Here is a 17,053-nt window from a genome sequence, read left to right on the forward strand (position 1 = left end):
TTTAGTCTCTACTATTTGATTTATTTATTTATTTAACATAGTTTGAAGTGCAGAACCAATATCAGCTAGGCTACGTACGGTTTTCACTCCCGCTGCTTCAAGGGCTGTGAATTTTTCATCGGCGGTGCCTTTGCCGCCAGAGATAATTGCTCCAGCGTGTCCCATACGTTTGCCTTTTGGTGCGGTAACGCCTGCGATGTAGCTGACGACAGGTTTGGTCACATTGGCTTTGATAAATGCCGCCGCTTCTTCTTCGGCAGAACCGCCGATTTCGCCGATCATCACAATCGCTTCTGTTTCAGGATCCTCTTGGAACAGTTTGAGAATATCAATAAAGTTTGAACCTGGAATTGGGTCGCCTCCGATACCTACGCAAGTAGATTGACCAAAGCCGTAATCGGTGGTCTGTTTAACCGCTTCGTAGGTTAATGTGCCAGAGCGAGAAACGATACCGATTTTGCCTTTTTTATGGATACTTCCTGGCATAATACCGATTTTACATTCGTCAGGGGTAATCACACCTGGACAGTTTGGACCGATCATACGCACGCCTGTTTGGTTCAAGCGTTGTTTGACTTGGAGCATATCTAAGGTTGGAATCCCCTCAGTGATACAAACCACAAGCTGAATACCTGCGTCAATCGCTTCTAAAATCGCATCTTTACAGCCTGGTGCTGGCACATAAATCACCGTTGCTGTTGCCCCTGTTGCTTCAACGGCTTCACGCACGGTATTGAACACAGGTAAGCCTAAATGGGTTGTGCCGCCTTTGCCTGGTGAAACACCGCCGACAAGTTGTGTGCCGTAATCTAAGGCTTGTTGTGAGTGGAATGTGCCTTGTCCGCCAGTAAAACCTTGACAGATCACTTTGGTCTCTTTGTTAATTAAAATAGACATTATTTGCCCTCCGCTGCTTTAACGGCTTGTACCGCAGCATCGGTTAAAGTTGCTGCTGCAATGATGTTTAAGCCACTTTTCGCTAAAATTTCACGACCTAGTTCGGCATTATTGCCCTCTAAGCGAACCACCACAGGCACATTTACGCCCACTTCATTGACCGCAGCAATAATGCCGTCAGCGATTAAATCACAACGAACGATACCGCCGAAGATGTTCACCAATACGGCTTTTACCGCTTTGTCCGATAAGATGATTTTGAACGCTTCTGCCACACGTTCTTTGGTTGCACCGCCGCCCACGTCTAAGAAGTTCGCAGGGAAACCGCCGTGTAGTTTGACAATATCCATTGTCCCCATTGCAAGCCCTGCACCGTTTACCATACAGCCGATGTTGCCGTCTAGTGCCACATAGTTTAACTGGTGCGACTCGGCAAGCGCTTCTCGTGGGTCGTCTTGGCTTGGGTCGTGCATTGCAGCTAATTCAGGTTGGCGATATAAGGCATTGCCGTCCACCACCATTTTGGCATCTAAGCAAAGCAAATTACCTTCTGTCGTGACGACAAGCGGGTTGATTTCAAGTAAAGAAAGATCTTTTTCCACAAACAATTTTGCTAATTGGGTAAAGATAAAGGCAAATTGTTTGATTTGGTCGCCCTCTAAGCCTAATTTAAACGCCAATTCACGTCCTTGATACGCCATTCCGCCTACAAGCGGATCGATTGCCACTTTATGTAGCAATTCAGGGGTTTTCGCCGCTACTTCTTCGATATTCATACCACCTGCACTAGATGCCATAAAGACGACTTTTTGTGAAGAGCGGTCAATCACTGCCCCTAAATAGAGTTCACGAGCAATACCTGCAGTCTCTTCCACATAAAGCGTATTGACAGGCTGACCATTTGCGTCTGTTTGGAATGTGACTAAGCGTTTGCCGAGCCATTTGTTTGCAAATTCACGCACTTCCGCTTCGTTGCGAACTAATTTCACACCGCCAGCTTTGCCACGTCCGCCTGCGTGAACTTGGCATTTGATCGCCCAAGCATCGCCTTTGAGCTGTTTGATCGCTTCAACGGCTTCATCAGCCGTTTTACAGGCAACGCCTTGACTGACTGGGAGTTTGTATTTGGCAAAAATTTGTTTGCCTTGGTATTCGTGTAGGTTCATTGTGTTTGGGTTCCTATTTTTGAGTGTTCCTTTCTGAACAGTAGGGACACACTGCGTGTGTCCGCACAACCACTTTGGATTTCTTCACCAATTTCATATTCAGCGTTTTTGTAGGGACGCCACGCTGGCGTCCGCTAAATATCGCTTTTGCGTAAAAGTTAGATTAGACGGACGCCAACGTGGCGTCCCTACATTTACTTCGTTAATTATTTCGTAGCGGACACACGCAGTGTGTCCCTACAATGCTTATAAAGGGAAACTGACTATTAGATCTCTAACAACAATCTCGTTGGATCTTCCAACAAATCCTTAATCGCCACTAAGAAACCGACAGATTCACGTCCGTCAATTAAACGGTGGTCATAGCTTAATGCAAGGTACATCATCGGGCGGATAACCACTTGACCATCAACAGCCACAGGGCGATCTTTGATTGCGTGCATACCCAAAATTGCACTTTGCGGTGGGTTGATAATCGGGGTAGACATTAATGAACCGAACACACCGCCGTTGGTAATGGTGAAGTTTCCGCCCGTTAAGTCTTCCACTGTTAATTTACCGTCACGCCCTTTTTCCGCTAAGGCTTTGATCGCTTTTTCGATATCCGCCATTGAAAGTTTATCGCAATCACGTAACACAGGGGTGACTAAGCCACGCGGGGTGGAGACAGCAATACTTACATCAAAATAGTTGTGGTAAACCACATCGTCGCCATCAATTGACGCATTGACTTCTGGGTAGCGCTTTAATGCTTCCACCACGGCTTTAATGTAGAACGACATAAAGCCTAAACGTACGCCGTGTTGTTTCTCGAATTTTTCGCCATACTGTTTGCGTAGGTTCATAATTGGCTGCATATCCACTTCGTTAAAGGTGGTGAGCATTGCGGTGGTGTTTTTCGCTTCAAGCAGACGCTCAGCAATACGCTTACGCAAGCGGGTCATTGGTACACGTTTTTCGCTACGAGATGCATAAGCTACCGTGCTGATGGTATTTTCGGCACTCGCTGCAGCTTGTTTTGCGGTTTGTTTTGAAATAGCTGCTTCGATATCTTCACGGGTTAAACGACCGCCTACGCCAGTACCTTTGATTTGATTCGCTTCTAATCCGTGTTCAGCTAACAAACGACGAACACTTGGTGTCAATACATCTGCTGCACTATTATCTGGTTCTAAAGAAGCGGTTTGGCGATCTAGGGGTGTAGCTTCATTTGCCGGTTTAATCGTAGCTAAGGAAAGATCGCCCGCTTGCTGTGCAGTTAAAATACCTAACACCTGTTTGCTAACAACAGTTGCACCTTCTGGTTGTTGAATATCAGTGATAACACCATCACTTGTCGCTGGGACTTCAAGCACAACTTTGTCTGTTTCAATTTCAACAATAACCTCATCACGTTTTACGGTATCACCGATTTTCTTATGCCAAGTTGCAACGGTTGCATCAGCAACAGATTCTGGTAGATCTGGAACGAGAATTTCGATTGTCATTTTTTGTTTCCTTCTTACTTTATAGAGTGGGCGTTGACCCGTATTAAAATCTTTTATTTTGGTGGGGCAAAACCCATCCTGTATAACTAGGGAGAGAAGATTGCAAGGATGTTGCAAAATTTAGGCGAGAATTTACCGCTTGTCTGTTTCTTCTCTATCTTTGTTCCCTTCCCCGCAAGCGGAGAAAGGGAAGTTATAAAAACTACAGCGTTAAAGCTTCATCAACCAACGCTTTTTGTTGTTTGGTATGTAGCGACATATAACCCGCAGCAGGTGAAGCGGAAGCAGCACGCCCTGCATATTTAAGTTTCACATTTTCAGGAATAGATGCTTCAAAATTATGTTTACTACAATACCATGCACCTTGGTTCAATGGCTCTTCTTGGCACCATACGAAGTCAGTAACATGAGCATATTGCTCAAGCACTTTTTTAACATCTTCATGTGGGTAAGGATAAAGCTGCTCAATACGGATAATCGCAATATCAGTTTGTTCACGTTTGCGACGTTCTTCCAGTAAGTCGTAATAGACTTTACCAGAACACATCACCACTCGTTTTACTTGTTTTGGATCGAGATTATCAATTTCACCAATGACATTTTGGAATTCGCCATTGATTAATTCATCTAGCGTAGAAACCGCTAATGGATGGCGTAGTAATGATTTAGGTGAAATTGCCACAAGTGGACGACGCATTTTGCGGATCGCTTGGCGACGTAGCATGTGGTAAACCTGTGCTGGTGTGGACGGAATACAAACTTGCATATTTTGTTCCGCACAAAGCTGTAAATAACGTTCTAAGCGAGCAGATGAGTGTTCAGGACCTTGTCCTTCATAGCCGTGTGGTAGCAACATCACAAGACCACACATACGCCCCCATTTTTGTTCGCCAGAACTGATAAATTGGTCGATTACGATTTGTGCGCCGTTTGCAAAGTCACCAAATTGAGCTTCCCAAATGGTTAGGGTTTTCGGATCTGTTGTGGCATAGCCATATTCAAAGGCAAGTACCGCTTCTTCTGAAAGCACAGAATCCCAAACTTCAAAACGACCTTGGTTCGCGTGTAATTGAGTTAATGGCACATAACCTGTCCCGTCGTTTTGATTGTGAACAACCGCATGGCGATGGAAGAAGGTACCACGCCCCGCATCTTCACCCGATAAACGAACGTGAGTGCCGTCATCAAGTAAAGTTGCATAAGCCATAGTTTCCGCCATACCCCAGTCGAGCAATTTATTGCCTTGATACATTTCACGACGATCTTGGTAGATCTTCTCAACACGAGGGTGTGGACGTAACGATTCAGGATATTCACAAACCCGTTTTGCAATTTCGGTAAAACGAGCTGCTGGGAATTTGCTTTCGTATGGTGTTGTCCAGTCATAATCAAGATATTGCAACCAATCCATAGAAGCAGTATCCATTTCACGCCATTCAGGGACAACACGATTGCCGTTATCTAACGCATCACGGTAACCATTCATCATTTCGATTTCATCATCACCCGTGATAATCCCTTCAGCAATTAAGCGATCGGCATACACTTTGCGTGGTGTTGGGTGTTTTTTGATGATGCTATACATCATCGGCTGAGTCGCTAATGGCTCATCGGCTTCGTTGTGACCATGACGACGGTAAGAGATAAGGTCGATGAAAATATCACGTTTGAATAAGCAGCGGTATTCGACAGCCATTCTTGCTGCAAATGCAACTGCTTCAGGATCGTCACCGTTAACGTGAATAATTGGTGCCTGAATCATTTTGGCAATGTCAGTACAATATTCGGTTGAGCGGGTATCGTTCGGGTTAGAGGTGGTAAAGCCGATTTGGTTATTAATTACGATACGAATAGTTCCGCCGACTTTATAACCACGGGCATTAGACATATTTAAGGTTTCTTGCACCACACCTTGACCTGCCACAGCAGAGTCGCCGTGAACGGTAATGGCTAAGACTTTGTTATGTTCTTTATCATGAATACGGGTTTGTCTTGCACGCACTGAGCCAATTACCACAGGGCTTACAATTTCTAAGTGTGATGGGTTAAATGCGAGTGCTAAGTGAACGTGTTTGCCGTCCACATCAAAATCAGAAGAGTAGCCTTGGTGATATTTTACGTCACCAGCACGATTGTCGTCAGCATGTTTACCTGCAAACTCATCAAAAAGATCTGCAGGCTTTTTACCAAGCACGTTGACTAACATATTTAAGCGTCCACGGTGTGCCATTCCCATCACTACATCGGTCATTCCTTGACGACCTGCGTGACGGATAATCTCTTTCATCATCGGAATAAAGGCATCAGAACCTTCTAATGAGAAACGTTTTGCACCCGGGAATTTTGCGCCTAAGTAACGTTCTAAACCGTCGGCTGCGGTGAGTTCTGTTAATAAATTGATTTTTTCTTCTTTAGTAAATAAAGGTTTGTTTAGCACAGATTCCATTTTCGCTTGAAGCCAATTTTTTTGCTCCATATCTTGAATGTGCATAAACTCTAAACCAATGCTACCACAGTAGGTTTCTTTTAAGGCATCAGCAAGCTCACCGAGTTTAATTGTTTCTTTGTTATAAACATAACGACCGATATTAAAGGTTTCTTCTAAGTCTTTTTCCGTTAACCCGTGATAGCGATAATCGAGTTCAGGGACTTGAGATGTTTTCCAACGATAGTAATTGAGAGGGTCTAATTTAGCTTCAAGGTGTCCACGAAAGCGGAAAGCGTTGATAAATTGTAGTACTTTAACTAATTTTGCACTGGCTTCTGGGTCAATCACCGTAATTGCTTCAGTTCGATTTTCACGGGCTAGACGGCGGAAATAATCACGCACAGAAGAGTGTGGTTGTTCCACAGCGGTAGTTTGTGGTAATTGTGCAAAGATGGCTTGCCAACTTGCATCAACGCTATCAGGATCTTCAAGATACTGCTCGTAGATTTCTTCAACATAAGACTGGTTTGCTCCACCTAATGCCGTTGAAGCAAGCAAATCCTCGAAATTTTTATGTTGCATAAAGACCTAACCTTATATATGTGTTTACAGAATGGTAAATTTCGACATTATATACTTTATCAATAAGTTATAGAGTTAGTCTCTATTTTAATCGCTTATTTATAAAGCATAGGTATCTTACTAATTATGCCTGAATTCTTTCAAAAAAACTGTGATGTAAGTCTAGTTTTTTACAAAATATTAACATTAATGAGAGATTTATTGAGAAGGATAGGATGAACGTTTAGTCGTGGTTCATCCTAATAAGAGATGAATATCTTTAAAGTGTTTTAAAAAGAGCAATCGCATAAATGAGTAGGCTAAAGGCAATGCCATACATGATCATACCTGTGATTGAGTCTAAAATTTGCCATGTGCGACGTTTTTCAAAGTAAGGTGAAAGTAAGCCTGCGCCATAACCCACACCAAAAAACCATAAAAATGAGCAAATTAATGCGCCAATAAGAAATTGGACTTTTTGTTCAAAATTAAGTGTACCACCAATACCACCGACAATTACCACGGTATCAATATAAACGTGGGGATTGAGTAATGTAATTGCTAAAGTGATTAATACAACCTTCTTTAGTGAGCTTTTAGTTTTATCTTGTTGCATTAAAAGCTGTGATGTACCTCGATAAGCAGAAACAAAAGATCGGCTACCATAGGTAAATAGAAAAATAGCACCGATGAGAGCTAGAGTTAAGCTTGAAATCGGAGATTGAGCGATCAGTGATCCTAATCCTAGTACACCAATACCCATTAATAATACATCACAAACAAAACAAATTAAGGCAATCCAAAAAACGTGCTGTTTTAAAATGCCTTGCTTTAATAAAAAGGCATTTTGTGCCCCAATTGAGACGATTAAGCCAAAACAGACAACAAAACCGTGTAAAAAAGTATCCATAAATTTACATCTCCGTTAACAAGCGGTCGATTATACTCAAAATTTTACAAAAATTGCGTTATAATCCACGGAATTTTTTCCAGATCTCTTTAAGGACCATATATGCCACAAACCACAGATAAAGAATCTTGTATTGTTATTGCGATTGCTGGCGCTTCAGCATCGGGTAAAAGTCTTATTGCCTCAACTATTTATAAAGAACTCAAAGCAGAACTCTGTGAAGATGATATTGGCATTATTTCGGAAGATGCCTATTATCGAGATCAAAGTCATCTTGCTATGGAAGAACGTGTTAAAACGAACTACGATCATCCTAATTCAATGGATCATGAATTACTTGTAGCACATTTAAAACGTCTAAAACAAGGTCAAGCAGTCGATATTCCTGAATATGATTATGCAGAACATAATCGTAAGAAAACAGTGACGTACTTTACGCCTAAAAAGATTATTATTTTAGAAGGGATTTTATTGCTGACCGACGAAAAAATCCGTGATGAAATTAATGTCTCCATTTTCGTCGATGCACCTCTTGATATCTGTTTTATTCGCCGTTTACAACGTGATATGGAAGAACGTGGTAGAACAATGGAGTCTATTGTCAATCAATATCGTAAAACGGTTCGTCCAATGTTCTTACAATTTGTTGAGCCATCTAAACAGTATGCAGATATTATTATTCCAAAAGGTGGAAAAAATCGTATTGCAATCAATATATTAAAAGCACAAATTAAAGAGTTACTTGGTCATAAATAGGGGGCGTTATGCGTTTATGTGACAGTGATATTCAACGTTATTTGGATGAAGGTATCATCAGTTTAACTCCGCGTCCAGCAAACGAAAAAATTAATGGCGCAACCATTGATGTTCGTTTAGGTAACTCTTTCCGTGTATTTAGAGAACATTCGACACCTTATATTGATTTAAGTGGACCTCGTGAAGAAATGGCTGCACAGCTAGAGCGAGTCATGAGTGATGAAATTATTATTGCAGATGGCGATGCTTTTTTCTTACATCCAGGTGAATTAGCATTAGCTACAACACTTGAGTCTGTAACGCTACCTGCCAATATTGTAGGTTGGTTAGATGGGCGTTCATCATTGGCTCGTCTTGGTTTAATGGTTCATGTGACCGCTCACCGAATTGATCCAGGTTGGGAAGGCAGAATCGTATTAGAGTTTTTTAATGCAGGGAAACTACCGCTTGCATTACGTCCTAATATGGCAATAGGTGCATTGAGCTTTGAAATTTTGAGTGGTTATGCACAACGCCCATATAATGCGCGTAAAGACGCAAAATATAAAAACCAACAGAGTGCTATTTCTAGTCGCATTAATCAAGATGAATAAAATTTGTTCTCTACAACATTTTGAACTTGCCTAGAAAAGTTTGATTTTAATTGAAAAATAAAGCCCTGTGTTTCTCAGGGCTTTGTGTATTTATGGACTAGGATAGGTGTGAAGGCTTTCTAGTCTACAATTTCAACTTCTGAATTTCCGCTCAATCCCCGTAGCTGTGTGCCTTTTCTTGCACGTTCGCCACGATAACTTTCAATGTCATTTGGCTTAAGGGTGATTTTACGTTTTCCTGAAACAAAGACTAATGAGCTACTTGAACGAATCAGTAATAAGCGCGAAAGTAATTCCGTTCCTTCTTTTGCAGCTTGTGCAGAAATATTGATGATTTTATTGCCTTTTCCTTTGGATAATTCAGGTAATTCAGACACAGGGAAAACCAACATTCTGCCAACATTACTCATGGCAACCAACAGGTTTTCTTGAGATTCATCAAGCAGTTGTGGTGGTAAGACTTTTGCATTTTCTGTTAAGGAAATGACCGCTTTCCCTGCTTTGTTACGGGAAACCAAATCTTCAAATTGACAGATAAACCCATAGCCAGAATCTGATGCCATCAATACTTTTCGATTCTCTTCTGACATCAATACATATTGAACCGTTGCGCCTTCAGGTAAGCTAATTTTACCCGTGATGGGTTCGCCTTGTGAACGAGCAGACGGGAGACTTAATGGGTCAAGGGCGTAGCTTCGACCTGTGCTATCAATAAAGACCACAGGCTGATTGCTCTTACCATAAGCATGGGCAAGGTAACTATCGCCCGCTTTATAGCTTAGATTTTGTACATCAATATCATGCCCTTTCGCACAACGTACCCAACCTTTTTCAGAAAGAATCACGGTAACAGGTTCTGTCGGTGTTAAATCGCTTTCTGAAATGGCTTTCGCTTCTGCACGTTCTACTAGCGGCGAACGACGTGGGCTGGCAAAGACTTTTGCATCGGCTTCAATCTCTTTCTTGATTAAGTTATTTAAGCGACGTTCTGAACCTAAAATCCCTTGCAAATATTCTTTTTCTTCTTCAAGTTTTTGCTGTTCCGCTTTGAGTTCATGCTCTTCTAATTTGGCTAAATGGCGTAAGCGTAAGTTAAGAATGGCTTCCGCTTGTTCATCGCTCAAATTAAAACGAGCCATTAATTCTGCTTTTGGATTATCTTCGTTGCGAATAATTTCAATCACTTCGTCAATATTCAAAAAGGCGATCATTAAACCTTCAAGAATATGCAAACGGCTGAGAATTTTATCTAAGCGATAATTCAAGCGTCGAGTGACGGTTGTTCTGCGAAATTCCAACCATTCCGTTAAAATCGTTAATAGATTTTTTACCGCAGGTTTTCCGTCAAGCCCGATCATATTCATATTGATACGATAGCTCTTTTCCAAATCCGTTGTGGCAAAGAGATGATTCATCAATTCATCATAATCGATCCGGTTCGATCTCGGCTCAATCACGATACGGATAGGGTATTCTTGGTTCGACTCATCACGGATTTCATCTACCATTGGCAATTTTTTATTGCGCATTTGGGTGGCAATTTGCTCAATGATTTTGGCGGGAGATGATTGATGTGGCAAGGCGGAGACGACAATATTATTGTCTTCTCGCTGCCAAATGGCACGCATTTTAATTGAGCCTTTGCCTTGCTCATACATTTTAGCAATTTCCGCTTTAGGCGTAATAATTTCCGCTTCCGTTGGGAAATCAGGGCCTTGAACCACTTCAAGCAAATCGGCTAAACAAGCGGTCGGATTCTCCAATAATTTTACCGATGCGGCCGCTAATTCATTAATATTATGTGGCGGAATATCCGTTGCCATACCAACAGCAATGCCCGTTGAACCATTTAGTAAAATATGTGGCAGACGGGCAGGGAAGGTCACAGGCTCCTGTCTTGAACCATCAAAATTGGGTTTAAAATCGACGGTGCCTTGATCTAATTCGGATAAAAGGATCGCTGAAATTTTGGTTAAGCGAGCTTCTGTATAACGATAGTGTGCCGCATTATCTTCAGTGCTTCCCCAGTTACCTTGACCATCAATCAATGGATAACGGAAGGTAAAATCTTGCGCCATACCGACCATTGCGCCATAGCAAGCGGTATCGCCATGGGGGTGGAATTTACCTAATACATCGCCAACGGTTCTTGCCGCTTTGACGTATTTTGATGAGGGATTTAAATTCAATTCTGACATCGCATAAATAATACGACGTTGTACAGGTTTTAGACCGTCACCGATAAAAGGCAAGGCACGATCCATAATGACATACATGGAGTAATTGAGATAAGCGTCTTCACTAAAACGCTTAATCGGCATTTGTTCAACGCCTTCATAATTGGTTTCTGTGGTCATTGGAATTCTAAACTCGTTTTATTTTAAATAAGAAGGGACGCTATTTTGCGTCCTTATGCCAAGATTTTCGCTTATTTATGGATATTTGTCTAATTTAGATTTTTCCAAATTCAATATAGGAGAAATATGACGGTATACCGGTTGCATCATTTGAGAAAAATAAACGCATTATCCGTTTAATTTAAATTCGGCTTGGCTAAATTTTTAGCGTTCATACATAAATCATAAAAAAACAGTTGCGCAGATTTTTTTATTGCCTATAATGCACCACATCAGACGCGGGGTGGAGCAGCTTGGTAGCTCGTCGGGCTCATAACCCGAAGGTCGTCGGTTCAAATCCGGCCCCCGCAACCAGTTTTAAGGCTCATTGTTCTGTTAAGGACAATGAGTTTTGTTCTATATAAGGTTTTGAATTTGTAAATCTTGATACAGAACAAACCGCTTGCAGCCCCACAACTGAAGTTTGGGGCTTTTTTGCGGCTAAATAGTCAGCTTTGTTGTATAAAAGGGACTTTTTGAAGTCCTTTTTTTATATCTGTCAAATGGAGGATTCTTTGGCAACGTTAGAACAAAAATTACAAGAGCTTGTCGCCGATTCCATTGATGCAATGGGATTTGAATTAGTCGGCGTAGAGTGCCAACGTGCAGGTCGTTATTTAACCGTACGTTTATTTATTGATAAAGAAGGTGGCGTTACGATTGATGATTGTAGTGATGTAAGCCGTCAAGTAAGTGCGATTTTTGATGTGGAAGATCCGATTGCGGATAAATATAACCTTGAAGTTTCTTCCCCAGGTTTAGATCGTCCGTTATTCACGTTAGCCCATTACCAGCGTTTTGTAGGACGTGAAATCGTGATTCATTTACGTATTCCAATGTTAGATCGTCGTAAATGGCAAGGTGAATTAGTGAGCGTAGAAGGCGATTTAATTACATTGAAAGTAGATGGTAATCCACAAGCTTTTGCCTTCGGCAACATTCAAAAAGCAAATTTAGTCCCCGTTTTTAATTTCTAAGGAAATCGAACAAACATGAGTAAAGAGATTTTATTAGCCGCTGAAGCGGTATCCAATGAGAAGTTACTACCAAAAGATGCGATTTTTGAAGCACTTGAAACTGCATTAGCTATTTCAACCAGAAAAAAAGCGGCTGCAGAGCGTGAAGATCGTAAAACTGGCAACGGCATTGATATTGACGTGCGTGTGGTGATTGACCGTAAAACAGGTGAATTTACTACTTTCCGTCGTTGGTTAGTGGTAGAAAAAGTCCACAACCACACCCGTGAAATTACATTAGAAGCGGCACAGTTTGAAGATCCAAACATTCAGTTAGGTGATTTTATTGAAGATGAGATCGAGTCGATCGCCTTTGACCGTATCACCATGCAAACCGCCCGTCAGGTAATTAGCACTAAAATTCGTGAAGCAGAACGTAATAAAGTGGTCGAACAATTCCGTTCACAATTAAACACAATCATTACGGCAACCGTGAAAAAAGTAAGCCGTGAACAGATTATTTTAGATTTAGGCAACCAAGCAGAAGCAGTGATTGTGCGTGAAGATATGTTACCACGTGAAAACTTCCGTCCAGGTGACCGTGTGCGTGGCGTACTTTATGCGATTAAACCTGAATCAAAAGGTCCACAGTTATTCGTGACTCGTGCAAAACCAATCATGATTCAAGAGTTATTCAAACTTGAAGTGCCTGAAATTGGCGAAGAAGTAATTGAAATTAAAGGCGCATCTCGTGACCCAGGTTCTCGTGCGAAAATTGCGGTGAAAAGCAATGACAAACGTATCGACCCAGTCGGTGCTTGTGTGGGTATGCGTGGCGCTCGTGTTCAAGCGATTACCAATGAACTTGGCGGTGAGCGTGTAGATATCGTGCTTTGGGACGACAATCCAGCACAATTTGTGATTAACGCAATGGCGCCAGCGGATGTAAGCTCTATCGTAGTAGATGAAGATAATCACTCTATGGATATCGCCGTTGAGCCAAGTGCATTAGCGCAAGCAATCGGTCGTAACGGTCAAAACGTACGTTTAGCAACTCAGTTAACAGGCTGGACGTTAAACGTTATGACTACAGAAGAATTAGATAAGAAACATCAAGCAGAAGATAACAAAGTTCTCAATCTCTTTATGGATGCATTAGAAATTGATGAAGAGTTTGCACATATTCTGATTGATGAAGGTTTCTCTTCATTAGAAGAGATTGCTTATGTACCAGTAAATGAACTGACAGCAATCGATGGCTTAGAAGATGAAGATTTAGTGGAAGAACTTCAAGGTCGTGCGAAAAATGCCATTACTGCAAAAGCATTGGCGGAAGAAGAAGCGTTAAAACAAGCGCATATCGAAGATAAATTATTAAATCTTGAAGGTATGGATCGTCATATTGCGTTTAAATTAGCCGAAAAACAAATTACCACCCTAGAAGAACTTGCAGAGCAAGGCGTTGATGATTTAGCCGATATCGAAGAATTAACGGCTGAAAAAGCGGGCGAATTAATCATGGCAGCACGTCAAATCTGTTGGTTTAGCTAAGAACAGGGAGCAAAAGAATGAGTGATAACGAAATCAAAATGGATGCACCAAAGAAATTAAGCCTACAGCGTCGCACTAAAACGACCGTTAACGGTACAACAGCGGGCGGTAAAGCGAAAGAAGTGCAAGTTGAAGTGCGTAAATCCCGTAAAGTCGATACAGAAGCGGCAAAAAAAGCACAAGAAGAAGCATTAAAAGCAAAACAAGAAGCAGAAGCGAAGGCAAAAGCGGAAAAAGAAGCGGCTGAAAAAGCGGCAAAAGAGAAAGCAGAAGCTGAAGCTAAAGCGAAAGAAGCACAAAAAGCGGAAGAAGCGAAAAAAGCCGTTCATCAAGTGCCTGTAATGCCAAACAGTAAACCAAAAGCGGCGGCACCAAAAGTTGAACAGCCGAAGCAAGAAAAAGCAGTTGATCCTGAAAAAGAAGCAAAACGCAAAGAAGAAGCAGAACTTCGCCGTAAGCAAGAAGAACTGGCTCGTCAAAAAGCGGAAATGGAAGCAAAACGTGCGGCAGAAAATGCCCGTCGTTTAGCGGAAATTGCCCGTGAAGAAGCGAGTGAATCAGGTGAAGATTTTGAAGATGATCGCTTTACGTCTAAATATGCTTTAGAAGCGGAGCGTGATTCAGATCGTCGTAGCGAAGGCAATCGTGGTCGTGGTAAACCAGGTGTGGCGAAAACCAAAAAAGGCGGACGTGAAGACGATAAAAACGAGCGTAGCGCAGATCGTCGTAACCAAAAAGATGTGAAGGGTAAAGGCAAACACGCCAAAAAAGGTAGTGCGTTACAACAAGCCTTTACTAAGCCAGCTCAAGCGGTTACTCGTGATGTGGTGATCGGTGAAACCATCACCGTTGCTGAACTTGCTAACAAAATGGCAGTAAAAGCGACGGAAATCATCAAAACCATGATGAAAATGGGAGAAATGGTGACCATTAACCAAGTGATCGACCAAGAAACTGCACAACTTGTTGCGGAAGAAATGGGTCACAAAGTGATCTTACGCAAAGAGAATGAGCTAGAAGAGTCAGTATTAGAAGATCGTGATACCAATGCAGAACTGGTTACTCGTGCGCCGGTTGTGACAATCATGGGTCACGTTGACCACGGTAAAACATCGTTACTTGACTATATTCGTAAAGCGAAAGTGGCGGCAGGCGAAGCGGGCGGTATTACCCAACATATCGGTGCATACCATGTCGAAACCGATGATGGCAAGATGATTACCTTCTTAGATACTCCAGGACACGCTGCCTTTACGTCAATGCGTGCGCGTGGTGCGAAAGCAACGGATATCGTCGTGCTTGTGGTGGCGGCTGATGATGGCGTGATGCCACAAACGATTGAAGCGATTCAACACGCCAAAGCGGCAGGTGCGCCAATTGTGGTTGCGGTGAACAAAATTGATAAACCTGAAGCGAACCCTGATCGTGTAGAACAAGAGCTTTTACAACACGAAGTTATCTCAGAAAAATTCGGTGGCGACGTACAATTTGTGCCAGTGTCAGCGAAAAAAGGCTTGGGCATCGACGATTTATTAGAAGCCATTCTTCTTCAATCGGAAGTATTAGAGTTAACCGCAGTGAAAGACGGCATGGCAAGCGGTGTTGTTATCGAATCTTACTTAGATAAAGGCCGTGGCCCTGTGGCAACTATCCTTGTTCAATCAGGTACCTTAAACAAAGGCGACATCGTGCTTTGTGGTTTTGAGTACGGACGTGTTCGTGCAATGCGTGATGAAAACGGTAAAGACATTGAATCAGCAGGCCCGTCAATCCCAGTGGAAGTATTAGGTCTTTCAGGTGTACCAGCAGCGGGTGATGAAGCAACTGTTGTGCGTGATGAGAAAAAAGCCCGTGAAGTTGCCTTGTATCGTCAAGGTAAATTCCGTGATGTGAAACTTGCTCGCCAGCAAAAAGCTAAACTGGAAAATATGTTCAGCAATATGGCAGAAGGCGACGTGGCAGAATTGAACGTGATTGTTAAAGCGGACGTTCAAGGCTCGGTAGAAGCGATTGTTCAATCTTTACACGAACTTTCAACGGCAGAAGTGAAAGTGAAAGTGGTTGGCTCGGGCGTGGGCGGTATCACTGAAACTGATGCAACCCTTGCGGCTGCGTCTAATGCTATCGTACTCGGCTTTAACGTGCGTGCCGATGCGTCAGCTCGCCGTATTATCGAAAGCGAAAACATCGATTTACGTTATTATTCAATCATTTATGAATTGTTAAACGAAATCAAAGCAGCAATGAGCGGTATGTTACAGCCTGAATTTAAACAAGAAATCATCGGCTTGGCAGAAGTGCGTGATGTCTTCCGTCATCCGAAATTTGGGGCGATTGCAGGTTGTATGGTCACTGAAGGTATTGTAAAACGTAACAACCCAATCCGTGTTTTACGTGACAACGTGGTGATTTTTGAGGGCGAACTCGAATCACTCCGCCGTTTCAAAGACGACGTGTCTGAAGTGCGTAACGGCATGGAATGCGGTATCGGCGTGAAAAACTACAACGACGTGAAAGTTGGCGACCAAATCGAAGTGTTTGAAGTGGTTGAGATTAAGCGTTCGATTTAAACGTAGGGTGGGCATCTTGCCCACCATTCAAAAATAGATGTACAAGCGGTGAGATTCACAGAGAAATTTGCAAATTTTTCGTTGGATCTGACCGCTTGAATTTTATTATTCCTTTGATAATTGAAGAGCTATTAGGGATAGATAATGAAAAACATTTTTGAAAAAATCTCTTTGACTAAACACCCTGTTCGATATTGGTTACTGTTTCTAGGTATGGTTATATGGTTTTGTTTTATTGCTTCTTTTCATCCTAAACAAATACGCAAGGAGCGAGAGACTAGTATTATTCGACAAGAGATTTTTAATGAAATTAGTAAGATGCAAGGAAGTTATAAACAGATTAGTGGGCGAGGAACTCGTTTTGTATTGAAAGCTGATTTCTCTAATTCAATTAATTATGATAGGGTAAAATTTTTAAATAATATAGTAGCATTAGGTTATACCCCAAAATCATCTGATTTTACTAATAATTATCGAACCATTACGTTCTGTAAAAACAATAAGAGTTTGGATATAGGAGGATATAAAGAATTACTTATTTATTATGATGAAGATTCAGATGTGTGTTCTAAGTAGTTATATTAAAAACAGTACCGAATTTACGGTCAGTATAGGTTGTGTAACTCAGATAATTTAATACGAAATGAAAAATGGTTAGATATATTCGGAAATTTGCAAATTTTTTATCGGATCTCACCGCTTGTTGCTCTTTACAAATAAACTGCCTAATTTTCATACCATCTAGCCAATAAAAGTGTTAAAATCCATAGAAATATTAAGCT

The 17,053-nt window shown here is 41.8% G+C and carries 12 protein-coding genes and 1 tRNA gene; 7 read left to right on the top strand and 6 right to left on the bottom strand.

Going from position 1 to position 17,053, the window contains the following annotated elements; genetic code table 11:
* Positions 1–24: 24 nt before the first annotated feature.
* From sucD to C5N92_RS01760, 5 genes are all read right to left on the bottom strand, one after another.
* Positions 25–897, bottom strand: coding sequence for a succinate--CoA ligase subunit alpha (gene sucD / locus C5N92_RS01740; RefSeq protein ID WP_111749161.1), 873 nt, complete (start codon positions 895–897; stop codon positions 25–27).
* Complete coding sequence (gene sucC / locus C5N92_RS01745; protein ID WP_111749162.1) at positions 897–2,063, bottom strand: ADP-forming succinate--CoA ligase subunit beta; 1,167 nt, start codon at positions 2,061–2,063, stop codon at positions 897–899. Before sucC ends, sucD begins: the two co-directional genes overlap by 1 nt.
* A gap of 266 nt (positions 2,064–2,329) precedes the next feature.
* On the bottom strand, positions 2,330–3,550 hold the full coding sequence (odhB, locus tag C5N92_RS01750; protein ID WP_111749163.1) for a 2-oxoglutarate dehydrogenase complex dihydrolipoyllysine-residue succinyltransferase: 1,221 nt from the start codon (positions 3,548–3,550) through the stop codon (positions 2,330–2,332).
* 202 nt (positions 3,551–3,752) lie between these two features.
* Entirely contained in the window at positions 3,753–6,560 is a 2,808-nt protein-coding gene (sucA, locus tag C5N92_RS01755; protein ID WP_111749164.1) for a 2-oxoglutarate dehydrogenase E1 component, read from the bottom strand.
* Positions 6,561–6,819: 259 nt separating this feature from the next.
* The gene (locus C5N92_RS01760; protein WP_111749165.1) at positions 6,820–7,449 is read right to left on the bottom strand and encodes a LysE/ArgO family amino acid transporter; all 630 of its coding nucleotides are present in this window, start codon (positions 7,447–7,449) and stop codon (positions 6,820–6,822) included.
* A 102-nt stretch (positions 7,450–7,551) separates the two neighbouring features.
* Here C5N92_RS01760 and udk point away from each other — a divergent pair, with 102 nt between their 5' ends.
* Complete coding sequence (udk, locus tag C5N92_RS01765) at positions 7,552–8,205, top strand: uridine kinase (RefSeq protein WP_111749166.1); 654 nt, start codon at positions 7,552–7,554, stop codon at positions 8,203–8,205.
* An 8-nt stretch (positions 8,206–8,213) separates the two neighbouring features.
* Positions 8,214–8,798, top strand: coding sequence for a dCTP deaminase (gene dcd / locus C5N92_RS01770; RefSeq protein WP_111749167.1), 585 nt, complete (start codon positions 8,214–8,216; stop codon positions 8,796–8,798).
* 119 nt (positions 8,799–8,917) lie between these two features.
* On the opposite strand, the gene parC is transcribed toward dcd, so the two are convergent.
* The gene (parC, locus tag C5N92_RS01775; protein WP_111749168.1) at positions 8,918–11,155 is read right to left on the bottom strand and encodes a DNA topoisomerase IV subunit A; all 2,238 of its coding nucleotides are present in this window, start codon (positions 11,153–11,155) and stop codon (positions 8,918–8,920) included.
* A 277-nt stretch (positions 11,156–11,432) separates the two neighbouring features.
* Here parC and C5N92_RS01780 point away from each other — a divergent pair.
* From C5N92_RS01780 to C5N92_RS01800, 5 genes are all read left to right on the top strand, one after another.
* Positions 11,433–11,509 (top strand) — tRNA-Met (locus tag C5N92_RS01780).
* A 200-nt stretch (positions 11,510–11,709) separates the two neighbouring features.
* Positions 11,710–12,171: a ribosome maturation factor RimP gene (rimP, locus tag C5N92_RS01785; protein ID WP_111749207.1), complete on the top strand. Its 462-nt coding sequence runs from the start codon at positions 11,710–11,712 to the stop codon at positions 12,169–12,171.
* A gap of 15 nt (positions 12,172–12,186) precedes the next feature.
* Positions 12,187–13,701 (top strand): transcription termination factor NusA, encoded by a 1,515-nt coding sequence (gene nusA, locus C5N92_RS01790; protein ID WP_111749169.1) that lies wholly within the window; start codon positions 12,187–12,189, stop codon positions 13,699–13,701.
* A gap of 17 nt (positions 13,702–13,718) precedes the next feature.
* The gene (gene infB / locus C5N92_RS01795) at positions 13,719–16,271 is read left to right on the top strand and encodes a translation initiation factor IF-2 (protein ID WP_111749170.1); all 2,553 of its coding nucleotides are present in this window, start codon (positions 13,719–13,721) and stop codon (positions 16,269–16,271) included.
* A gap of 144 nt (positions 16,272–16,415) precedes the next feature.
* The gene (locus C5N92_RS01800) at positions 16,416–16,847 is read left to right on the top strand and encodes a hypothetical protein (RefSeq protein ID WP_111749171.1); all 432 of its coding nucleotides are present in this window, start codon (positions 16,416–16,418) and stop codon (positions 16,845–16,847) included.
* Positions 16,848–17,053: the final 206 nt, after the last annotated feature.

The sequence above is a fragment of the Glaesserella australis genome (assembly GCF_003260095.1).
GTDB lineage: Bacteria > Pseudomonadota > Gammaproteobacteria > Enterobacterales > Pasteurellaceae > Glaesserella > Glaesserella australis.

Bases quoted from the DNA above. Each gene is read 5' to 3' on its own strand.
- sucD (WP_111749161.1), bottom strand. From the start codon at position 897: ATGTCTATTTTAATTAACAAAGAGACCAAAGTGATCTGTCAAGGTTTT.
- sucC (WP_111749162.1), bottom strand. From the start codon at position 2,063: ATGAACCTACACGAATACCAAGGCAAACAAATTTTTGCCAAATACAAA.
- odhB (WP_111749163.1), bottom strand. From the start codon at position 3,550: ATGACAATCGAAATTCTCGTTCCAGATCTACCAGAATCTGTTGCTGAT.
- sucA (WP_111749164.1), bottom strand. From the start codon at position 6,560: ATGCAACATAAAAATTTCGAGGATTTGCTTGCTTCAACGGCATTAGGT.
- C5N92_RS01760 (WP_111749165.1), bottom strand. From the start codon at position 7,449: ATGGATACTTTTTTACACGGTTTTGTTGTCTGTTTTGGCTTAATCGTC.
- udk (WP_111749166.1), top strand. From the start codon at position 7,552: ATGCCACAAACCACAGATAAAGAATCTTGTATTGTTATTGCGATTGCT.
- dcd (WP_111749167.1), top strand. From the start codon at position 8,214: ATGCGTTTATGTGACAGTGATATTCAACGTTATTTGGATGAAGGTATC.
- parC (WP_111749168.1), bottom strand. From the start codon at position 11,155: ATGACCACAGAAACCAATTATGAAGGCGTTGAACAAATGCCGATTAAG.
- nusA (WP_111749169.1), top strand. From the start codon at position 12,187: ATGAGTAAAGAGATTTTATTAGCCGCTGAAGCGGTATCCAATGAGAAG.
- infB (WP_111749170.1), top strand. From the start codon at position 13,719: ATGAGTGATAACGAAATCAAAATGGATGCACCAAAGAAATTAAGCCTA.
- C5N92_RS01800 (WP_111749171.1), top strand. From the start codon at position 16,416: ATGAAAAACATTTTTGAAAAAATCTCTTTGACTAAACACCCTGTTCGA.